16 protein-coding genes are annotated in these 21,043 nt (G+C 46.5%); 10 read left to right on the top strand and 6 right to left on the bottom strand.

What is annotated here, in order from left to right:
- Window positions 1-52: 52 nt before the first annotated feature.
- The 6 genes from MST20_RS06405 (at window position 53) to odhB (ending at window position 9,489) form a co-directional block, all read left to right on the top strand.
- Window positions 53-1,366, top strand: a complete 1,314-nt coding sequence (locus tag MST20_RS06405; protein ID WP_243940892.1) for a C40 family peptidase — start codon at window positions 53-55, stop codon at window positions 1,364-1,366.
- A gap of 140 nt (window positions 1,367-1,506) precedes the next feature.
- Window positions 1,507-2,067 carry a superoxide dismutase family protein gene (locus MST20_RS06400; RefSeq protein ID WP_409365404.1) on the top strand — a complete coding sequence of 187 codons (561 nt, stop codon included), beginning with the start codon at window positions 1,507-1,509 and terminating at the stop codon, window positions 2,065-2,067.
- Window positions 2,068-2,161: 94 nt separating this feature from the next.
- Entirely contained in the window at window positions 2,162-3,052 is an 891-nt protein-coding gene (locus tag MST20_RS06395) for an ATP-binding protein (protein WP_243940889.1), read from the top strand.
- Window positions 3,053-3,061: 9 nt separating this feature from the next.
- Window positions 3,062-4,975 (top strand): nitric oxide reductase activation protein NorD, encoded by a 1,914-nt coding sequence (locus tag MST20_RS06390; protein WP_243940887.1) that lies wholly within the window; start codon window positions 3,062-3,064, stop codon window positions 4,973-4,975.
- Between the two features lie 384 nt (window positions 4,976-5,359).
- A complete protein-coding gene (sucA, locus tag MST20_RS06385) occupies window positions 5,360-8,194 on the top strand; it encodes a 2-oxoglutarate dehydrogenase E1 component (protein ID WP_243940885.1) in 2,835 nt (944 codons plus the stop codon).
- Window positions 8,195-8,208: 14 nt separating this feature from the next.
- Window positions 8,209-9,489 (top strand): 2-oxoglutarate dehydrogenase complex dihydrolipoyllysine-residue succinyltransferase, encoded by a 1,281-nt coding sequence (gene odhB / locus MST20_RS06380; RefSeq protein ID WP_243940883.1) that lies wholly within the window; start codon window positions 8,209-8,211, stop codon window positions 9,487-9,489.
- Window positions 9,490-9,520: 31 nt separating this feature from the next.
- Here odhB and MST20_RS06375 read toward each other — a convergent pair whose 3' ends face one another.
- A complete protein-coding gene (locus tag MST20_RS06375) occupies window positions 9,521-10,501 on the bottom strand; it encodes a bile acid:sodium symporter family protein (protein WP_243940881.1) in 981 nt (326 codons plus the stop codon).
- Between the two features lie 214 nt (window positions 10,502-10,715).
- On the opposite strand from MST20_RS06375, the gene MST20_RS06370 reads away from it, so the two are divergent.
- The gene (locus MST20_RS06370; protein WP_065643858.1) at window positions 10,716-12,056 is read left to right on the top strand and encodes a sodium-dependent transporter; all 1,341 of its coding nucleotides are present in this window, start codon (window positions 10,716-10,718) and stop codon (window positions 12,054-12,056) included.
- Between the two features lie 226 nt (window positions 12,057-12,282).
- Here the strand turns inward: MST20_RS06370 and MST20_RS06365 are convergent, their stop codons facing one another.
- The 3 genes from MST20_RS06365 to MST20_RS06355 form a co-directional block, all read right to left on the bottom strand.
- Complete coding sequence (locus MST20_RS06365) at window positions 12,283-12,813, bottom strand: stress response protein YvgO (protein WP_481747886.1); 531 nt, start codon at window positions 12,811-12,813, stop codon at window positions 12,283-12,285.
- A gap of 612 nt (window positions 12,814-13,425) precedes the next feature.
- Window positions 13,426-14,211 carry a superoxide dismutase gene (locus MST20_RS06360; protein WP_243941185.1) on the bottom strand — a complete coding sequence of 262 codons (786 nt, stop codon included), beginning with the start codon at window positions 14,209-14,211 and terminating at the stop codon, window positions 13,426-13,428.
- Between the two features lie 50 nt (window positions 14,212-14,261).
- Window positions 14,262-16,160: a terpene cyclase/mutase family protein gene (locus MST20_RS06355; protein WP_377924222.1), complete on the bottom strand. Its 1,899-nt coding sequence runs from the start codon at window positions 16,158-16,160 to the stop codon at window positions 14,262-14,264.
- 221 nt (window positions 16,161-16,381) lie between these two features.
- Between MST20_RS06355 and MST20_RS06350 the strand changes: the two genes are divergently transcribed.
- Both MST20_RS06350 and MST20_RS06345 read left to right on the top strand, forming a co-directional pair.
- Entirely contained in the window at window positions 16,382-16,783 is a 402-nt protein-coding gene (locus tag MST20_RS06350; RefSeq protein ID WP_243940877.1) for a cytidine deaminase, read from the top strand.
- Between the two features lie 17 nt (window positions 16,784-16,800).
- On the top strand, window positions 16,801-17,337 hold the full coding sequence (locus tag MST20_RS06345; protein ID WP_243940875.1) for a GNAT family N-acetyltransferase: 537 nt from the start codon (window positions 16,801-16,803) through the stop codon (window positions 17,335-17,337).
- Between the two features lie 169 nt (window positions 17,338-17,506).
- Here MST20_RS06345 and MST20_RS21245 read toward each other — a convergent pair whose 3' ends face one another.
- Window positions 17,507-18,754, bottom strand: coding sequence for an MFS transporter (locus MST20_RS21245; RefSeq protein WP_243940873.1), 1,248 nt, complete (start codon window positions 18,752-18,754; stop codon window positions 17,507-17,509).
- 124 nt (window positions 18,755-18,878) lie between these two features.
- Window positions 18,879-20,366 carry an aldehyde dehydrogenase family protein gene (locus MST20_RS06335; RefSeq protein ID WP_009328061.1) on the bottom strand — a complete coding sequence of 496 codons (1,488 nt, stop codon included), beginning with the start codon at window positions 20,364-20,366 and terminating at the stop codon, window positions 18,879-18,881.
- 258 nt (window positions 20,367-20,624) lie between these two features.
- Here MST20_RS06335 and MST20_RS06330 point away from each other — a divergent pair, with 258 nt between their 5' ends.
- Entirely contained in the window at window positions 20,625-20,834 is a 210-nt protein-coding gene (locus MST20_RS06330; RefSeq protein WP_243940871.1) for a DUF6501 family protein, read from the top strand.
- The last annotated feature ends 209 nt before the right edge of the window (window positions 20,835-21,043 follow it).

Here is a 21,043-nt window from a genome sequence, read left to right as displayed (position 1 = left end):
ATGTAATGGCATACATAGAGAGAACGAAAATGAAACGGGAGGTTAAGAGGTTATGAAGAAGAAGATAGCAGTAGGTTTGGCGGCCTCTGCGGTAGTTGGAACTTCATTGGCGGCATCACCGGTAGAAGCCCAAACCATCAAGGTGAAAAGCGGAGACTCACTGTGGAAGCTTTCAGCTGAGTACAATACCAGTGTTTCGGCACTTCAATCAGCCAACAATCTTTCATCTACAGTTATTTATGTTGGACAAACTTTAAAAGTACCGGACGGCAAGTCAAAAAGCAGCTCACAGACAAAATCCGCTAGTTCCAGCTCAAGCTCAAGCACTGCCAAGTCAACTTACACGGTAAAATTAGGAGATTCCTTGTGGCTGATTGCCAAAGACTACAAAACAACCGTAAAAGAGATCAAAAACTTAAACGGGCTGAGCAGCGATATGATTTACCCGGGACAAAAGCTGGTCATTAAAGGAAGCGCGAAAAGCACCGGTTCCAGCTCCGGCTCGAGTTCCAGTTCGAAATCATCCAGCTCATCCTCAAGTTCGCAAAGTGCAAGCAGTTCAAGCAGCACATACAAAGTCAAATTGGGCGACTCTTTATGGAAAATTGCAAATAATTTGAATATGACAGTCGCCGAAATCAAAACGCTGAACAACTTGAAGTCGGACACGATCTACCCGAACCAGGTTCTTAAAGTGAAAGGAACGGTTTCCAGCGGAAGCAAACCATCTTCTGGTTCGTCTTCAAGTTCTTCATCAAGTAAAACGAACACAAGCAGCAGTTCAAAAACGACCACTTACACGGTTAAACCAGGCGATTCTCTGTGGAAAATTGCAAATTCGATGAAGGTGACGGTACAGAGCATCAGAGAGGCTAATCAATTAAAAACAGATGTTTTGCAAGTCGGCCAGAAGCTTAAAATTTCCGGTGCATCGACTTCCGGCTCATCTGGCAGCCCATCTTCCAGCTCGCCGAACTCTTCAGTTTCAACCGGCACTTCGACAAGTGCAAAGGTCGAACGGATGATTGCGGAAGCAGAAAAGCATATCGGCGTGCCTTACAGGTGGGGAGGCAACAACCCTTCAGGCTTTGACTGCAGCGGATTCATCTATTACACGTTGAACAAAGTTACATCTGTCTCAAGGCTGAGCGCAGCCGGATACTGGAACATCATGTCGCCAGTCAGCCAGCCTTCAAGAGGAGATTTCGTTTTCTTCCAAACATATAAAGCGGGCCCTTCACACGTCGGCATTTATTTAGGAAACAACAAGTTTATCAATGCCAACGATTCCGGTGTCACCGTCAGCGACATGAACAATTCCTACTGGAAACAGCGCTATCTCGGCGCAAAACGGTATTCATTTTAAAAAAGCCATTTTATATGGCTTTTTTTCGTGATTTCAGGATGGTAAGGACAGGTTTAATGCCCCTCTTCGTTGTCTAAACTGAAAAGAAAAGCGAAGGGGGAAGCCGTTTGAGAACATTACAATACATATTGCTCACATGTATGGCTGTTTGTTTGGCAGCTGCATGCACACAGCAGAAAGAAATCGAGCAAAAAAATGCCGAACAGGAACATAAAGAAACTTTTGAAGCGATGACACAGCCATTAAAAATACCGCTGATCAAACGCGACGGTACGGAGACCGGTTTTATAGAAGTGTCTGAATCTGCTGCAGAAGGCCTTGATATCAGAGTCAGCGCCCATGATCTGCCGCCGGGAATGCTTGCTTTTCATATTCATGAAACAGGCGTGTGTAAAAAGCCTGATTTTGAAAGTGCGGGTGCTCATTTCAATCCTGACCAAAAGGAGCACGGCTTTCACAATCCGAAAGGACCGCATGCCGGTGATTTGCCGAATATTGAAGTCGGAGCCGACGGCAAAGTCGACGTCATCGTAAATGCGCCGGACGTCACCCTCGATCAGAAAAGCAAGTTCAGTCTGCTTGATCATGATGGAAGTGCTTTCATCATTCATGAGCATCAGGATGATGATTTGACAAATCCATCCGGAAACTCCGGAGCCCGGATGGTTTGCGGAGCGCTGACGAACACCGGAAAAAAGTGAATCGCCGCATGGAAGCCGTTTATATTGAGGGCAGCGCATCTTTTCTAGTATACTTACATACAGAAGACGCTTTGAGAAAGGAATTTTACAACACATGAAATATGATCTGCATGAACTAGAGCTGCCTGAAAAAATAAAAGAGCGGCTGATTCAGTCTGCCACCAAACCTGTTGCCGCGGAATACCAATCATTGATTGGAACGCCCGGTTATGAAGCGGAAGACAGCGCCATTCTCTATGACGCGATGATCGCGCTGTCACTCGGAAAAAACGTTTTGTTAAAAGGCCCGACAGGCTCCGGAAAAACAAAACTTGCCGAAACGCTCTCCGCTTATTTTCAAAAACCTATGCACAGTGTCAACTGTTCTGTGGACCTTGATGCAGAGGCGCTTGTCGGTTACAAAACGATTGAAAACACCGACGGGAACGCCTCTATTGAATTTATCGAAGGTCCAGTGACAAAAGCGATGAACAACGGCCATTTCCTATATATTGACGAAATCAACATGGCGAAACCGGAAACGCTGCCGATCTTAAACGGGGTGCTCGATTACCGGAAAATGATGACCAATCCGTTTACGGGGGACGTCATCAAAGCGAAAGAGGGATTCGGCGTGATTGCAGCGATAAACGAAGGTTATGTCGGAACGGTCCCGTTGAATGAAGCGCTGAAAAACCGGTTTGTCATTATCGACGTGCCATACATTAAAGGTGACCTGCTGAAACGGGTGCTTGAAACACAATCCGAACTAAGAAATCAGAAGCTGCTGAACCGGTTTGTCACCCTGTCATCGGACTTAATGACGCAAGCTCATAATGGACAGGTTTCTGAAGAGGCCGCTTCCATCAGAGCACTTCTCGATACTTGCGACCTGTCAACGTATATTCCGCCGCTGCGAGCGATCGAACGGGGCATCGTTGAAAAGCTTGATGATGAACGCGAAAAAGCGGCGGTCCGAAATATTGCCCAAACTTTGTTCGAATGAGGGTTTTTTATGAAGTTTATTAAATTCAATGACAGCAAGATTGACTCTCTGCTTTTTATGGAGCTGACAGATCTGGCGAAAACGCTCGCGAAAAGCGATCAGGTTGAAGTGGAATACGGGGTTCAATCTTATTACAATCCTTTTGAGAAAAAAATCTACATGAGCCATTTTTGGAAAGACCGGAACCACCGGGATATGGTAGACGGTTTGAAAAGCGATGTCTACTTGCGGTCAATCGGCTCCCGCTACAGCTCGATGAAAGGCTTTTCCCGCATGCTTGACGCGGCTCGGAAATATCAGTTTAAGAGTTTGGCAAAACAGTTGTTTATGCTTTTTGAAGACATCAGAATCGAAGAGTCCATCAAGAGGGAGCGCCCCGGCACAAAACCGGTATTTTCGAGCCGGAAATCAATGTACCGGAAACACTTTGCGACCCAGTTGACGCTGAATTTGGAGCGGAGCATTTTTACGGATGCTTTGTTTTGCGCTGTATATCTTAAGCTGACCGCGGAATCGCCGCTTGATGAGATACCGGCTATCCATGAATCGGTCGATCCGATGAAGGGATTTATAGAAGCCGAGCTCGCCCGCGTATTCGAAGCGCGTTCAACTGCTGACATCGTCTCGATTGTAACAGGGCTGATGGAAGGTTTCGAAGAGGTGCTCGAAAAGGATATGCTGAATACGTACTTCTTTTTTCCGGAACTGGAATACGAACAAGTTGACGAAGAAGAGCTTTTTCAAGATTTGAAAGCAAAACCGAAGCTGAGCGAGGATCTGACGCTTGAAGAGAAAAGTACGGGTGACGAGGAAGTTCATGAAGAAGAAATGCCGACTTGGCACAGAGAAACAGAAGCTCCGGCGAAAAGCTTTCTCCAGTTTGATTTGGAGCACGGCGCAAAAACCGATATTTCCGGCGGCGCTTTAAGAGAAGGAGAAGACGGCGACCAAGCGCTCGGGTCTGTTCAGGGAACGGCGAAGCAGACGAAAAGAAAAGACTATTCAAAACTTGAATCACTTGAATCTGTTCAAGATGAGCCGAACGGCGGCGCCGCACCAGCCGGCAAAGAAAACCGCTATGCGTTTTCAGTAATGAAGCCTCCGGAAAAACCTTCTAACGAAGACATATTAGACTACCAGGCTCAAGCCAAAACAATCGAATCGTATCAAAAACGGCTCAAACAGATGATTCAAAAAACGCTCGAGCATAAAAAAACGCTCCCGAGAACCGATTTGCATGCAGGCAGATTGAACAATAAACTGCTCCGTTACTTTACAGAGCGCAATCCGCGCCTGTTCTATAAAAAGCAAGAACCGTCAACAGAGATCGACGCCGTTTTTACATTGCTCGTCGACTGTTCAGCAAGCATGCATGACAAAATGGCGGAGACGAAACGGGGCATTGTCCTGTTTCACGAAGCGCTTAAATCTGTTGCTGTCCCTCACCAAATCGTCGGTTTTTGGGAAGATACGAACGATGCGACAGAGACGAGCCAGCCCAATTACTTTCATACGGTCGTCTCTTTTGCGGATTCCTTAAAAGCAGGCGCCGGACCGCATGTCTTGCAGCTTGAACCGGAGGAAGACAACCGGGACGGATATGCAATCAGACAGATGACGAAGATGCTTGTTCAAAGAAGCGAAGCTCAAAAGTTCCTGATCGTCTTTTCAGATGGAGAGCCGGCTGCATTCGATTATGAACAAAACGGGATTGTCGATACACATGAAGCCGTTATGGAAGCGAGGAAACGAAATATCGAAGTCATCAATGTATTTTTATCAAACAGCGAAATCGAAGAATCGCAAATGAAGACGATACAGGATATGTACGGAAAGTACAGCCTTTTCGTCCCGGACGTCGATCAGCTTCCCGATGTTCTGTACCCGCTTTTAAAAAAGCTGTTGAACAAAAGTATACGATAGATATGACAGATGGCAGCAATACTCGCGGCCATCTGTTTTTTATCGTAGAAACACAGTGAAATATTGAAATTTTTATTATTTTTATCAACTTAATTTTTTGTGGAGCACATCGGGATGTTAAAAAATAGACGGTCAGGGGAAATATGTGAATAAATAATGAGCCGATTTAAGAGAATCCGGTCTGAAAGTTCAAAATTATAAAATTTTTTATTTTTCAAGATGATTTTTTAATTTTATTTGAACAATCTGTGTAGAAACAAATGAGAAACAGTGGTAAAATGTACGTGGAAGCGTTTTTATTACATATTTCTGGGCGCAAGGTTCAGAAGATATATTAAGATAGTGAATCATTCACTTGATTATTAGGTTGGGGGTAATGTTCAAATGTTTCAAAATAGTATGAAACAAAGAATGACTTGGGAAGAATTTCACGGTCCGAACCTCGGCTATGTGCTGGAGCTTTACGATCAATACGTCAAGGATCCAGAAAGCTTGGATGCTGATTTAAAAGAGATGTTTGACGAACTTGGAGCTCCCCCGGGCGATATAAGGGCCGCCTCTCTAAAAAACGAAGAGGCAGATTTCACGGCTGGATCTATTCAAAAAATCGCATCAGCGATAAAACTCGCAGAAGATATTAGAACCTATGGCCATTTAAACGCTTCCGTCAATCCACTGAGAAAAACACAAGAGAAACAGGAGCTTTTTCCTCTTGCTGAGTACGGGTTAACTGAGCAGGATGTGAAAAAAATTCCGGCGTCTGTCATATGCAAAGATGCCCCTAAAGAAGTAACAAACGGTTTAGAAGCCATTCAGTACTTGAGAAACACATACAAAAAATCGATTTCTTTTGAATTTGACCATGTGCACATTTTTGAAGAGCGCAACTGGCTGATGAAAAAGATCGAATCAGGGCAATTATTCGCCCCGAAATCGAAAGAAAAGCTGGTGGAAGTTTTAAGAAGGCTGACAGAAGTTGAAAGCCTTGAACAGTTTCTCCACAAAACCTTTGTCGGGCAAAAACGCTTTTCAATAGAAGGACTTGATGCGCTTGTTCCCATGCTGGATGATATTATCGCCAAGTCCGTTTCGGCAGGTACGACAAACGTTAATATCGGTATGGCGCACAGGGGCCGCTTGAACGTTCTTGCGCATGTGCTCGGAAAACCTTATGAAATCATTTTTTCTGAATTCCAGCATGCGCCGAACAAAGACCTCGTTCCGTCGGAAGGTTCGACAGGGATCAATTACGGCTGGACGGGTGACGTAAAATATCACCTCGGCGCCAACCGTCAGATTCAGGATGAGCATACGAAAACGGCTCGCATTGCGCTCGCGAACAATCCGAGCCACCTGGAGTTCATCGATCCGATCGTTGAGGGTTCGACAAGAGCCGCCCAGGAAACGAGAACGGAGAGCGGCTACCCGGATCAAGACGTTAAAAAATCGCTGGCGATTTTGATTCACGGCGATGCGGCATTCCCAGGGGAAGGCATTGTCGCGGAAACGCTGAATTTAAGCCAGCTTAAAGGTTATCAGGTGGGCGGAGCGATTCACATTATCGCCAATAACATGATCGGCTTTACGACGGAAAGCAATGAGTCAAGATCGACGAAATATGCAAGCGACCTTGCAAAAGGTTTTGAAATTCCGATCGTCCACGTCAATGCGGATGATCCTGAAGCATGCCTTTCAGCGGTTCAGCTCGCTGTTGAATACCGCATGACTTTCAACAAAGACTTTTTGATCGATCTGATCGGCTACCGCCGTTTCGGCCACAATGAAATGGATGAGCCGTCTGCAACGCAGCCGATGCTGTATGATGCGGTCAGAAAGCACCCGACTGTCAAGAACATCTTTGCTGAAAAGCTGATTCATAACGGGATCGTCGATAAAGAAACCGTCGACAAAATCGGGGACGCTGTCATGAAGCGTTTAGAAGATGCCTATCGCAAAGTGCCGGCCAAGAAGGAAGACATGACGCATGAAATCGTTCTTCCCGAGCCTGTTTCCAACGGTTTTCCTGATGTTGACACGTCGGTTGATGTTGAAACTTTGCGCAAAATCAATCAGGAGCTTGTTTCATGGCCTGAAAACTTCAACGTTTTCGATAAGCTAAAGCGAATCCTCGAAAGGCGCGCCAAAGCGTTCGACGATGACCGAAAAGTCGACTGGTCGCTAGCAGAGGCAATGGCTTTTGCGTCCATTTTGAAAGACGGCACACCTCTAAGGCTGACCGGGCAGGATTCAGAACGCGGCACATTCGCACACCGCAACCTTGTCCTTCACGACAGCAAGACAGGGGACGAATTCATCGCACTGCATCACCTTGCAGATACGAAAGCGTCATTTGCGGTTCACAACAGCCCGCTTTCTGAAGGGTCCGTCCTTGGCTTTGAATACGGATATAACGTGTCTTCGCCGGAAACGATGGTGATCTGGGAAGCGCAGTTTGGCGACTTTGCAAACGCGGCGCAAGTGTACTTTGATCAGTTCATTTCTGCAGGAAGAGCGAAATGGGGACAAAAATCAGGGCTCGTTGTTCTCTTGCCGCACGGCTATGAAGGGCAGGGACCTGAGCATTCAAGCGGAAGAACGGAACGCTTCCTTCAGCTGGCGGCGGAAAACAACTGGACTGTAGCCAACTTGACGAGCGCTGCCCAGTACTTCCATATTTTAAGAAGGCAGGCGAAGATGCTCCTTCGCGAGGAGATCCGCCCGCTGATCATCATGACGCCGAAAAGCCTGCTGAGAAATCCGAATACCGTGTCAGAAGTGCAGGAGCTCAGTGACAGCAGCTTTAAGCCGGTCTATGAAATGTCAGGACTTTCCCATCAGTATGACAAAGTGACGCGCCTCGTCCTTTCAAGCGGTAAAGTTTCGATTGACATCAGCAGCCATTTCAATAAAATGGAAGGTGAAAAAGATTGGCTGCACATTGCACGGGTTGAAGAGCTGTATCCGTTCCCTGCAAAGCATATTAAAGCGATCTTCAGCAAACTCCCGAATTTGGAGGAGATTGTCTGGGTACAGGAAGAACCGCAAAATATGGGTGCATGGAACTATATTGAGCCTTATTTAAGAGAGATTGCTCCAAAGGACGTGAAGGTCCGCTATATTGGCAGAAGAAGACGTTCAAGTCCGGCAGAAGGAGATCCGACGGTTCATAAAAAGGAACAGGAACGCATTGTATCTGATAGCTTGACTCGCAAAAATTAAGGGGGAACTAAAAAATGGCGGAAATTAAAGTACCTGAATTAGCGGAATCAATTTCAGAAGGAACGATAGCCCAATGGCTGAAACAACCGGGAGATTATGTAGAACAAGGGGAATTCCTGCTTGAGCTTGAGACTGATAAAGTCAACGTGGAATTGACGGCAGAGCAGTCCGGCGTTCTTCAGGAAGTGCTGAAAGATTCCGGTGACACGGTTCAGGTCGGCGAAATAATCGGAACGATTTCAGAAGGCGAAGGAGAAGGAGGCAAATCAACGGCGCCTCAAGCTGACGCTCAAGAAAGCGCCGGCGCTTCGGAAGAGAAGGCAGCCTCGTCTGAAAAGACAGCCGAACCTCGCGAAAGCGCGAACGATGAGGCGGATACAGCCAAAACAAGAACAATCGCTTCTCCGGCTGCCCGAAAACTCGCCCGTGAAAAAGGCATCGATTTATCGGAGATTCCTACCGGTGATCCGCTCGGAAGGGTCAGAAAGCAAGATGTTGAATCTTATCAGAAGAACGAGCAGCCGCCAAAAGCTCAGCCTGCACCAAAACGTGAAACACAGGCGCCGGCCGCTAAACAAACCGAAGATACAGGTAAACCGGTAGAGCGTCAAAGAATGTCCCGCCGGAGACAGACGATCGCCAAACGCCTCGTTGAAGTTCAGCACACCGCCGCTATGCTGACGACATTCAACGAAGTGGACATGACGGCGGTCATGAACCTAAGGAAGCGCCGAAAAGATCAATTTCTTGAGCAGCATGATGTGAAGCTCGGATTCATGTCATTCTTTACAAAAGCTGTTGTCGCCGCGCTGAAAAAATATCCGCTCCTTAATGCGGAAATTCAAGGCGACGAGCTTGTGATCAAAAAATTCTATGACATCGGAATCGCTGTTGCTGCGCCGGATGGCCTCGTCGTGCCGGTCGTGCGCGATGCAGACCGCAAAACCTTTGCAGATATTGAAAGGGATATCGGAGAGCTTGCGAAGAAAGCGAGAAACAACAAATTGTCGCTCAACGAGCTTCAAGGCGGCTCCTTTACGATCACAAACGGAGGAACGTTCGGATCACTGTTATCGACTCCGATTTTGAACAGCCCGCAAGTTGGTATTTTGGGCATGCATAAAATCCAGCTGCGCCCTGTGGCAATTGATGAAGAGCGTTTCGAAAACCGCCCGATGATGTACATTGCATTATCGTACGACCACCGGATCGTCGACGGTAAAGAAGCGGTCGGCTTCCTGGTTACGATTAAAAATCTGCTTGAAGATCCTGAACAGCTTCTGTTGGAAGGTTAAATCAAGAAAAAAGCTTTGGCCGCATGTGCGGTCAAAGCTTTTTGTTTATCATCTGCGGGGCAGGAGAATGATTGTCATTCTTCTGCTTATTTGTTTTTTTGCCCCAATATGTCGCAAGCCATGAGCCTGAAAGGTTATGCCAGACACTGAAAACAGCACTCGGAACAGCGGAAAGAGGGGAGAAGTGCGCCGTTGCCAATGCCGCGCCGAGACCCGAATTTTGCATGCCGACCTCAATGGCTACAGCTTTTTGTGATGCATAATCCATTTTAAAGCACTTTGCCAAAACAAAGCCAAGGAAAAGCCCGAGGCCATTATGAAGAACGACGACCGCAAAAATCAACAGCCCCGATTGAATAATGTTTTCACGGTTGCCTCCGACGACCGCCGAGACGATGGCGACGATGCCGAGAACAGAGACGAGCGGAAGCACCTGCACAGCTTTTTTTACTTGTTTTTTAAAGAAAAATTGAACGATCAGCCCGGCGATAATCGGGAACAGCACGGCCTGCAAAATCGACACGAACAGCGAGCCCGGAGATACCGGAAGCCATTCTTTTGCGAAAAATAAAATGAGAAACGGCGTTAAAAAAGGCGCAAGCAATGTGGATACCGTTGTAATCGCCACTGACAGGGCGATATTCCCCTTCGCCAAAAATGTCATGACGTTTGATGCCGTTCCCCCGGGGCAGCATCCCACTAAAATGACCCCAACCGCTATTTCGGAGGGAAGACCGAGTCCATAGGCAAGTCCAAAAGCGAGCAGCGGCATGACCGTATATTGAACCATCACACCGATCAGCACATGCAGGGGACGTCTCAGCAGCTCTTTAAAATCGTCCGCTGACAATGTCAATCCCATGCCAAACATAATCACGCCAAGCAGGATGGTAATATAAGGGACGATCCAGGTGAACTGCGTCGGAAAGGCAAAGCCGAGAACCGCAAACAGAATCACCCAAATGGCGAACGTTTTTCCTGCAAATTGACTGATTTTGATCAAATAACTCATAAATCCAGCTCCTCACATCTGTAGAAAATATAACATTCTCTTATTATAATTAATATTCTGAATAATTCAATACTAGTAAAATGCCGATTTGTTTTAAATAATATTATTATGTAAACTGAAAGAAATGTTTGAAAACCTTGACGAATTCGTTTATGCTTTTTAAAATGATAGTTTGTAGCCATATGCAATTAGACCGAGAAGAAGAGGTGCTTAAGTGGAAAATAAACAAAATATATGGTCATCAAAGCTTGGATTTATCTTAGCTTCGGCCGGCTCGGCAATCGGGCTCGGCGCGATATGGAAGTTTCCTTATGTCGCCGGAACAAGCGGCGGCGGAGCATTTTTACTTATGTTTATTCTTTTTACTTTATTGATTGGGCTTCCGTTATTAATGGCGGAGTTCATTATCGGCAGAAAGACTCAAAAAGATGCCGTTGAATCCTATAAGGAGCTGGCGCCCGGCTCGCTTTGGCACTGGATTGGACGCCTCGGCATTATCACGTGTTTCATTCTGCTGTCTTTCTATAGTGTTGTCGGCGGCTGGATCATCATTTATATTATTAAAGGGCTGACCGGCGAACTGTCAAGAAGTACGGATTATGCCGGTCTTTTCGGGGAGACGATTGCAAATCCGTATCTCGTTCTTGCGAGCCAGTTTGCATTTATCATGATAACGATCCTTGTCGTTTCCAAAGGAGTCAGAAGCGGAATTGAAAAAGCGAGCAAGTTTATGATGCCTGCTCTGTTCATTATTTTTCTGCTGTTGATCATCCGTTCGCTCACACTTCCCGGTTCAATGGAAGGATTGGAGTTTTTCTTAAAACCTGACCTTTCCCATATCACAGCCAAAACGGTGCTGTTTGCGCTTGGACAATCCTTTTTCTCGCTGAGTGTCGGTGTTTCCGTTATGGTAACGTACAGCTCTTATTTATCGAAAAAAGAAAACCTTGTACAGTCGGCCGTTTCAGTGACTTTGCTCAATGTATCTGTAGCGATTCTTGCCGGGTTTGCGATTTTTCCGGCCGTTTTTTCATTCGGATTATCTCCTGATGCCGGCCCGATGCTGTTATTTAATGTGCTGCCTTCAGTCTTTCATAAGATGCCTTTAGGAATCGTCTTTTTATTGGCGTTTATGCTCTTATTTTTATTTGCTACACTGACGTCCGCATTTTCTATGCTTGAAATCCTTGTTTCTTCCTTGTCAAAAGGGGATCCTAAAAAAAGACAGGCTTTCGCTTGGGCCGGAGGAATTGCGATTTTCCTATTCGGAATTCCTTCAGCATTATCATACGGCGTGCTTCAGGATGTATCGATTTTTAATCTATCCATTTTTGATGCGGCGGATTACCTTGTCAGCAATATTTTAATGCCGCTCGGCGCTTTGCTCATCGCCGTTTTTGTGCCGCTCAAAATCCCGAAAGACGAGCTGTTTGCCGAATTGAAAGAGGGCTCTAAAATTAGCAGAAAATGGTTTGCGGCATGGCTTCTGCTGATCCGCTACGCCGCTCCGATCGTCATTATTGTCGTCTTTTTGGACGTCATTGGCGTATTCTAAGATTGAATGGTTTATAAGGCCGGACAAATCCGGCCTTTTTTTCATGCAGACAGTTTGAGTGCCGCTAATGATAAGCATCGCTTAGGCCACGGTATGATCGGTTTAATAAAGGGGGAAGGAAAAAATCAACTTTTTTCTGCGCAGACATATTAAAAAAAAGCCTGCCGGTGAATTCGTTTTTGACGATTTTACCGGCAGGCAGAAGAGGGGGATACTTTGACTTTGATTAAGGCATGCGGAATGTTACAGTTTGGCCGTTTCGATCAAACCAGCCTTTAAAGGCCCAGTTAATCCAGCCGCCGTCTCCTTGGTTTGTAAATTGTCCGCTTTCAAATACCCAAATGCCGTAAATCACGCCATGATAGTTGGCAGATCCATAAAATTTAACTCCTCTTAAACCATTTTGATAGCCTTGGCTTAAGTTGAATACCATGACATTATATCTTTGCCCTGCAGAGTAAAAAGCGGTTTCCATGCAGTTTTTGACGAAACCGCTGCGGTTATTGCTTTGAACGATAGCATCTCTAATCGAGTTTCCGATTCCTAAGAGATCGAGGCCGATGTTGAGGTTAATAGCGGAAGTTTTAAACTGTTGTTTTTCCTGGTCCAATGACTGATTGAGAGATGTGGGGATAGACATAGAAGGTAAGGTTGTAACAGCACTGTCCGTATGTTTTGATTCTTTCGCTTCTGATAAGTACGGGAGACAAGTCAAACCGAGCATGAAGGCTGTAAAGAAAGCAAACATTTTTTTCATGATTAACCCTCCTAAAATAAATTTCCATTTTTCAAAAAACTGACCAGCTGAATCAGACAAACATCGACACCTTGTTCATTTATTCCCTCCCTTCTTGTAGAATAGCTTAACGATTTTTAGAATTAGAAGAATGAGGAAAAACGACTATTTTCCAAATAAATCAAAAAATGTTCACATTTCATACTTAAGGCGCAAATTTGGGATATATTGATAGGGTATTGCGGATTCGCTTTTCCATAAGGGGATTATCATAATAACAGGTTCAAAAAGGTGTACGGATGCGGGATTTCTCTTCTGAATCCACTCAAGCATCTCCGTGTATCGGTTTTGAAAATCCTGAGAATAAACAGGAAACTTTTATACATTATCTCTTTACATATGATAGAGGAAACATGGATGCGGCATTGACAGTGATAAGGGATCGGTACTCGGCTCGATACGGCCGGTGTTGACGGCGCCTGGCGCCGAGAAGAGAAAGGTGCGAGAGAAAAAGCTCGTCCGCTTTTTGAGGCATGTCTTTTTCATCTCTGATGACGGGGAGGCCGATGTCCGGCGCAACTATCGAAACAAAACAGGACTTCAATAGTTGAAGTCCTGCCATTTGAATTTGTATCAGAAGGGCTCCCATAGAACGCGCTTTGCTGTCGCAAACCGCCTTTCAGGTTCTCTCCAGTCAACGACATTCCACCAATTATCGACGTATTTTGCCCTTTCATTTTTATATTGAAGGTAGTATGCGTGTTCCCATACGTCGAGCGGGAGAAGGGGGATCACATCCCATTGGCTCATCAGCTGATGTTTTTCTGCGATCAGAATTTCCAAGCGGTGTGAGCGAGGCGCCCAGACAAGGATCGCCCAGCCCACGCCTTCCACCTTTTTCGCCGCTTCGGAAAATTGTTCTTTAAAGGCCGAATAGCTGCCGAAAGAACGGTTAATCATCTCCAGCAATTCGCCTGTCGGCCGCCTTTTTCCTTTTGGGTGCATCGCGTACCAAAATATCGTGTGTAAATAGTGTCCGGCTCCGTGGAAGGCGAGCTCTCTTTCCCAGTGGTTGACAAGGTCGAACTGTTTGGTTTGCCTTGCTTTCTGCAGTTCTTTTTCAGCTTTGTTCAAGCCGTCGACATAGCTTTGGTGATGTTTTGTATGATGAAGAAACATAATTTCTTTTGAAATATAAGGCTCAAGGGCTGAATACGAGTAGGGTAGGCTTGGCAGGCGGTGGCCTCCGATCGGCACTGTTCTGAATGGCTGCCGGCCTGCTTGAGACGCATCACTGCGGGAGATGGCTTGATACACGGCTTCTGCCTGTTCATACCATTCCTGTTCGGTCGCACGGGGATCATCCAGTGATTGAAAAAGTTTTTCTAAATGACTTTCTAAAGAAGGATCATCTTTCATCTGGTCTTTCAGATCTTTGGCCCATGACGCTATTTTTTCTTTGTAAGCATTCAATATGTCTCCCTCATTTCCGCTTTTTTAATAAATGCGCTTGAAGCGAGCAATGAAAACACAAAAGGATAACTGTGATAGCGGATGTAGAATTGTTTCGGCAGCCCGATTCCCGTCGGGTATTCGAGTCGCTCAGGCGAGCTTTCGTGATCATCGGTGAGAAAACGAATCCCTTTTAAGATCTTAGGATCATCCGGACGCTCATATTGCAAAAGCGCCTCCAGCGCCCATGAAGACTGAACAACTGTTCCAAAGTGAAGAGGCACAAAATGCTTCACTTCACAGCTTTTGCAAGATTCTCCCCAGCTTCCGTCTTCGAGTTGGATCGATTTAAGCCAAGAGACCGCTTTTCTGACAGACGCGTGGTTGCGGGAAATCCCGACGGCTTTCATTCCGGTGATTGCGGCCCATGTCCCGTAAATAAAGCAGACACCCCATCTGCCATACCACGAGCCGTCAGCTTCCTGATGGTGATCAAGCCACCTTAGAGCGCGTCTGACCGCGGGATGGTCATCTGTCAACCGCTCTTTAAGTCCGAGCAGATGAAGAACGCGCCCGGTCAAGTCTGCAGTTGACGGATCGACCGCTGCGTCAGCGGCAGATTCGAGCGGCAGATTTCGGATGAGCGGATGGTCAACGTTTTTTTCAAATGCTGCAAACCCTCCGTCCTTGTTTTGCATGGATAAAAGCCAGGTGAGCCCCCGGTTCCAGGCAGCCGGACGCCTTTGAAACGGAATTGCTTTTAATGCCGCAGCGGTATCATCCAAATCGGGATTGTTTGTATTGATGTGTGAAAAACCCCACCCTCCCGGTGCCGCTTGAGGGTTTGAGACCGCCCAGTCCGCTTTTTTCACATGCTGTCTTTTGAGAAGGTAGTCCGCTGCCGATGAGATGGAAGAATGTTGTTCAGGTATTCCGGATTCCTGCATGGCATAGCTGATGAGCGCGGTGTCCCAGACAGTGGAAGTTGAGTTTTCCAAATGGAAGCCTTCCTCTCCGCATGATGAAATAAGGCTTTTGATTCCGCCGACTGCTTTTTTAACAACGGGGGCGTTTTTTGATATTCCCATCGCCAGCAGGCTGTAAATCATGAACATGGTCGCGCTCGCATAGCTGTATAGTGTTCCGTCTTCTTCGATTCTGTCCAGCATATATTTTTTGCCCGCTTCAAATCCGAGCTGATGGACATAAGCCGGCCATTGAAAGAGCTGTTTCCATTGCAGATTGAAAGAATAGAAGGTTCTCTCGTCAAAAGAGCGGATGTTCAGCCAGTCGAGAGGATTTTTTGACATGGCTTCATCCAGGTGCCGAAGCGAGCCGATTTGGTTGTTTTTTAAAGAGAATCGTCGATTAAACGTAATGGCCATCGGGACAAAATGAATTCTTGCGTATGTGCTGAAATGGTAAAAATGAAGCGGGAAATAGGGCGGGATCAGTAAAAATGAAAGCGGAATATAGGCTCTCGGCCATGGATACAGCCCGTTGGCAGCGAGCATCCACTTCGTCATAAAGTGCACATTCTTCAAACCGCCTGCAGCCTTAATAAAAGCCTCGGCTTTCTGCATATGCGCATCTCTCCGGTCGTAGAGCCCCGAAGCCAGCATCCCGGTATACCCCTGGACTGTCGCGGTCAAATTGCCTGCCGTTTCATCCGGATGATTGCGAAACGCACCGTCTCCGCTCTGCTTCGAACGGATTCGTTCAGCAAGACTTGCGATGAGAGAAGAGTCCTGATCGCCAAGTGAAGTCAGCATCAAAATGAAAAAGCTGTCTGTCATCACGGGCCCTTCAAAACAAAAACGCCATGACCCATCAGGTCTCTGTCTATTTTGAAGCTTTGCGAGCGTCTTTTGTCTGAAAGCTTTCACGTCTTCTAGTAAAGAACGCAATCTTCTCATCTCCTTCATTTTACTGTATTCATTCCGGAAATGTGTCATGCCAACCGGATGAAAACAGAAGAGCAGCGATTTTGAAGATGCGATGAGCATACAAGCATCCGTCAGCATGGGCATGCGTGAGCATGATCAGGAAATCATGAATATCTTCATTTACCTCCGTTCCATTATCAAGTATTGTAAAAAGAGAGACCTTAGAAACAATGTTTGGGGGATGTTGCTGAATGAATATTGAACAGATGCTGTATGACACCGCAGTCGAATTGATCAAAAAGAGGTATCCGACCGGATGGGGCGGGGCAGCCGCCATGTACACCGAAGACGGAAGAATCTTGACGAGCGTAGCGCCGGAAGTAATCAACGCTTCAACCGATTTATGCATTGAAACGGGCGCCATTCTCGAAGCCCATAAGTATCAGGCAAAAATTTCGCACTCCGTTTGTGTCGTGAGAGATGATGAACATTCCGAATGCAAGGTATTAACGCCGTGCGGGGTATGCCAGGAAAGACTTTTTTATTGGGGGCCGGATCTTAAAGCAGCTGTAACTGTACCGGATGGGCGTCTGGTCTATAAATCTTTAAAGGAAATACAGCCATACCATTGGTTTGCTGCGTATCAAATGTAGCAGGGGAGGGGCGTTCGATGTTCGAGAGCTGTAGAGTTTATCTCAGGCCTGTTGAAAAAGGCGATATGGAGAGCTTTTATAAAGCCGCTCAAAATGAAGACATCAGGTATATGACGGGCACGACACGTGAATTTGCGATGGAAGACCTTTATGAGCATTACGAGAGAATCACAAGCGATGAGACGCGCTATGATTTTGCCGTCTGCTTAAAGGAGGACGATCGTTTGTTAGGCGATCTGTCCATCGTTGAGATCGACCGGACAAATCGAAAAGCGGGGTTTAGAATCGCTTTGCACAGCCCCGCTTATTTGAACAAAGGCTATGGTTCTGAAGCGGTGCGGCTGGCCATGCAGTTTGCATTCGAAAGGCTCGATCTTAACCGCCTCCAGCTCGAAGTCTTTTCACACAATATCCGCGCGCTGAAAGCGTATGAAAAAGCCGGATTTAAAAGGGAAGGTACGGTCAGGGAGGCTCTTTATATGAATGAGCAGTACTCGGATGAAATCATTATGGGGATATTGAAGCGGGAATACGAAGAGCTGATATCCCGCTGAATCAGAAGGCGCGCAGCATGTTATTCTACTGAGCGCCGCTTTGTTCATTTGCTGAACGGCTGCAAATGCCGCCGAAAACAGGCCGCCGGCAATCGGCGCCATTGTCATCGAATAAGCCTCTTTTATTTCTAAAACGATCACTCCAAATATACCGTTGATGAGAAAAGCTTCATCCTTCTATTTCCTCTTTCGTGTGCTGCCTTGCAGACTGGCTGTACGTTCTCACATCCCGTACGAAAAATGTGACAGCGGCTGTTCCGGCATATAATACAGCGGCAGCGATAAATACGCTTTGCACTCCGATCAAGTCAGCCAAAGCCCCCATAATGGCGATAGTTAAGACAGACCATGCAGTCAAAATGGTATTTTTGGCGGCGGTGACCGGTGCGCGCTCTTCATCTGTCAACGTATCCTGAAGGATAACCGTCTGGCTGACGTCTCTTACTTGATAAAGCGGACCCATCATGATACAGAGGATGACCGAAAGAAGGGGATTTGACGAATAGGCGAATAAAAGCGTTGTGATTCCCATTGAAACAGAACCCAAGACAATCATGAGGCCAAGCCTTTTTTTGAGCTGGTTGGAAAAGAGCACAGCGAGAATGCCGCCCAAAATCGCTCCCAAAAAATAACCGGCATTGATGAATCCCCACCAAGCCTCCCCTTTATTCAGCACCTCTTTCGTAAAAGCCAGCAAAACGGCGGAAGTCCAGACCGCATTTGCTAAACCTTCTGACATGTCCATCATCGTAAGCAGCAAAACGGTTTTCTTCCTGTATACAGTCCGCCAGACTGATTGCGTGCGGGTTTTTTGGCGAGGGATAACCGCATTTTTCAAATCAGGCAATTTGATTAAAAACCCTGATACGAAAAAGAGTCCTGCTGTAAACACTGTCAGCGTGTGAGTCTGGGTCAAAACGGTTAAATAGCCGCCGAGCCCCCAGCCTGCTGCCTGAACAAACTGGTTGACCGTTACGATGCTTCCCGATGCAGCCACGTAATCGCGCTTTTTAATCGCTTGATACAGTAAACCTAATTGTGCGGGGGAATACCAGGAGCCGACAAAGCTTTGCAAAAACAGCAGCATATAAATGATATAAGAGGGTAAGCCCAGCGATTGGCATAAGCCGATGCATAATGCGCAGACCGCTCTGAACCATGTTGAATAAGCCGCTGTTTGCAGCAGGTCGAGGCGCTGAATAGCAAAAGCAGCCATCGCTCCGCCTAATACACTGCCGAACGAGGATAAAGCCAAGACCAGACCCGATCCGAATACAGAGTTCGTTTCCTTAAATACATCGACCATGACGATGATCGTCATCAAAATCGATCCGACAGCCTGTGCTGTTTGTGACGCCCATATGTATCTAAAGCTTTTTTGATTCCAGAGGGTTTTGCCAAGAGAGGAAGAATACACGATTCTATCATTCCAGTCGATTTAAACTATCATCTATTTTACCATATGTATCTATACATGTTTATTATTATAAAAAGAAAACCGCCCTGATCGACAGGGCGGCTGCAGAAACTCATGTCTTGCGTTATTCGCCTGTATGAATCCAGACGCTTTTTACTTCTGTATAGTTATCCAGAGCGTATGAGCCCATTTCACGTCCGAGTCCCGATTGTTTGTAGCCGCCGAATGGAGATGCAGCGTCAAAGGCATTATAGCAGTTGACCCAAACGGTACCCGCTTGCAGACGGTCGGCGATATAGTGGGCGTTTTTCAAATTTTCCGTCCATACGCCAGCAGCAAGGCCGTATTCGCTGCGATTGGCCCGTTCGATGACTTCATCTACCGTTTCATAAGGGATCGCCGCCAAAACAGGACCGAAGATTTCTTCTTTTGCTATTGTCATCTCGTCTTCGACATTGGTGAATACAGTCGGAGAAACAAAGTATCCCTGTTCATAAGGGCATGTTCCGCCGGCTGCGATTTTCGCACCCTCCTGACGTCCTTTTTCAATATACGAGAGGACGCGTTCGTGCTGCTCTTTGCTGACAAGCGGTCCCATTTGCGTGTCTTCATGAAGGCCAGCACCCTGGCGGAGCGATTTGGAATATGCGGCCATTTCATCGACGACTTTGTCGTATTGATCTTTATGGATGAACACGCGTGATCCCGCACAGCACACTTGGCCTTGATTGAACATGACGCCGGTTAGTGCGCCTGGAATCGCTTTCTTCAGATCGGCGTCAGGGAGGATGATATTCGGCGACTTTCCGCCGAGTTCAAGGGTCACCCGTTTAACGGATTTGGCCGCTTTCTCCATAATTTTTTTGCCGATTTCCGTTGATCCTGTGAATGCCAGTTTGTCAACAAGGGCATGATCGGTCAGAGCTTCTCCGGCCGTCTCACCGAAGCCAGGAATGATGTTGATGACGCCTTTCGGGAAGCCTGCTTCATCGATCAGTTCCGCCAAATACAGAGCGGAAAGCGGCGTTTGTTCCGCCGGTTTTAAGACAACCGTACATCCGGCTGCAAGGGCGGCTCCCATTTTCCACATGGCCATCAGAAGCGGGAAGTTCCAAGGGATAATTTGCCCGACAACTCCGACAGGCTCATGTCGTGTATAGTTGAAATAAGGTCCGTTAACAGGAATCGTCTGTCCGGTTATTTTCGTCGCCCAGCCCGCATAATAGCGCATATGTTCAATTGACAGCGGAATATCGCCTGCGGTCGTTTCGCTGATCGGCTTCCCGTTATCCAGCGTTTCAAGCTGAGCCAGTTCCGTTTTGTGTTCCTCCATCAGATCGGCGAGTTTGTACATCAGCCGGCTTCTTTCGGCCGGGTTCATCGTCCGCCACTCACCGCGGTCAAAGGCTTCCCGTGCAGCTTTTACCGCTTTGTCCACATCCTCGGGACCTGCTTCATATAAGGTGGCGAGCGTTTCACCAGTCGCCGGGTTTGGGGTCTCAAACGTTTTGTTTGAGGCGCTGGCTACAAATTCCCCGTTAATATAGAGCTTCTTTGTTCCCTGCAAAAATGACTCCAGCTTTTTACTGACCTGCATTGTTAATGAACTCATGTTTGTCAAACAAACCTCCTTTGAAATTTTGGTCTGTCTTCGGGTGAGTTGTCTTGATGCTGGTTTGTCTTTTGATTCGGTCATTGCGCGGATGAAAGAGGGATATATTTCTGATTTTGGAACTATACACCACCATTCTATAACAGGGAATGAAACCAAATCAATATTCAAAATCACATTCGCCTCCAGATCGCATTGCATTTCGGCGAAAAAACGCTACAATGGAAACTATACACGTATGAAAAAGGAGACATCCACATGATTCACGAAAAATGGCAGAACAATAAAACCATTAAAAAAGTAAAGTGCATACATACCGATGCCAAAAAGTACATTGTCAACAGAGCGCTGACCGTCGGTAGCGTATACGAGGTCAAAAACGAAACGGAAGAGTTTCTGTTTATCATCGATAATACAAACAAAGTCGGCGGCTATTACAAAGAATACTTTGAAGAAGTAAAAGCCTGAATCAATTCGCGCGGGTCATCAACAGCAATGAATGGTAGTTGAACAAAAACCGCACGCCTTAAAAAATCGGCTGACTGAATCAGTTGCGTGACCGAAGCAGGAACAAGTGCCTGATATGTACATAAAAGGCATAATAGTCAGAAGAGAACCGCAGAGGAAGAACACCTTGCTGCGGTTTTTTGTTTTATCCGTTATCCACCTTTTGATTG

Origin of the sequence: Bacillus sp. B19-2 (genome assembly GCF_022832475.1) — a bacterium.
Classification (GTDB): Bacteria; Bacillota; Bacilli; order Bacillales; family Bacillaceae; genus Bacillus; species Bacillus paralicheniformis.
The sequence above is the reverse complement of the archived record's forward strand: the minus strand, read 5'-3'. Positions and strand labels throughout refer to the sequence as shown.

Bases quoted from the DNA above. Each gene is read 5' to 3' on its own strand.
- MST20_RS06405 (WP_243940892.1), top strand. From the start codon at position 53: ATGAAGAAGAAGATAGCAGTAGGTTTGGCGGCCTCTGCGGTAGTTGGA.
- MST20_RS06400 (WP_409365404.1), top strand. From the start codon at position 1,507: ATGGCTGTTTGTTTGGCAGCTGCATGCACACAGCAGAAAGAAATCGAG.
- MST20_RS06395 (WP_243940889.1), top strand. From the start codon at position 2,162: ATGAAATATGATCTGCATGAACTAGAGCTGCCTGAAAAAATAAAAGAG.
- MST20_RS06390 (WP_243940887.1), top strand. From the start codon at position 3,062: ATGAAGTTTATTAAATTCAATGACAGCAAGATTGACTCTCTGCTTTTT.
- sucA (WP_243940885.1), top strand. From the start codon at position 5,360: ATGTTTCAAAATAGTATGAAACAAAGAATGACTTGGGAAGAATTTCAC.
- odhB (WP_243940883.1), top strand. From the start codon at position 8,209: ATGGCGGAAATTAAAGTACCTGAATTAGCGGAATCAATTTCAGAAGGA.
- MST20_RS06375 (WP_243940881.1), bottom strand. From the start codon at position 10,501: ATGAGTTATTTGATCAAAATCAGTCAATTTGCAGGAAAAACGTTCGCC.
- MST20_RS06365 (WP_481747886.1), bottom strand. From the start codon at position 12,813: ATGAAAAAAATGTTTGCTTTCTTTACAGCCTTCATGCTCGGTTTGACT.
- MST20_RS06360 (WP_243941185.1), bottom strand. From the start codon at position 14,211: ATGAAAGATGATCCTTCTTTAGAAAGTCATTTAGAAAAACTTTTTCAA.
- MST20_RS06355 (WP_377924222.1), bottom strand. From the start codon at position 16,160: ATGAGAAGATTGCGTTCTTTACTAGAAGACGTGAAAGCTTTCAGACAA.
- MST20_RS06350 (WP_243940877.1), top strand. From the start codon at position 16,382: ATGAATATTGAACAGATGCTGTATGACACCGCAGTCGAATTGATCAAA.
- MST20_RS06345 (WP_243940875.1), top strand. From the start codon at position 16,801: ATGTTCGAGAGCTGTAGAGTTTATCTCAGGCCTGTTGAAAAAGGCGAT.
- MST20_RS06335 (WP_009328061.1), bottom strand. From the start codon at position 20,366: ATGAGTTCATTAACAATGCAGGTCAGTAAAAAGCTGGAGTCATTTTTG.
- MST20_RS06330 (WP_243940871.1), top strand. From the start codon at position 20,625: ATGATTCACGAAAAATGGCAGAACAATAAAACCATTAAAAAAGTAAAG.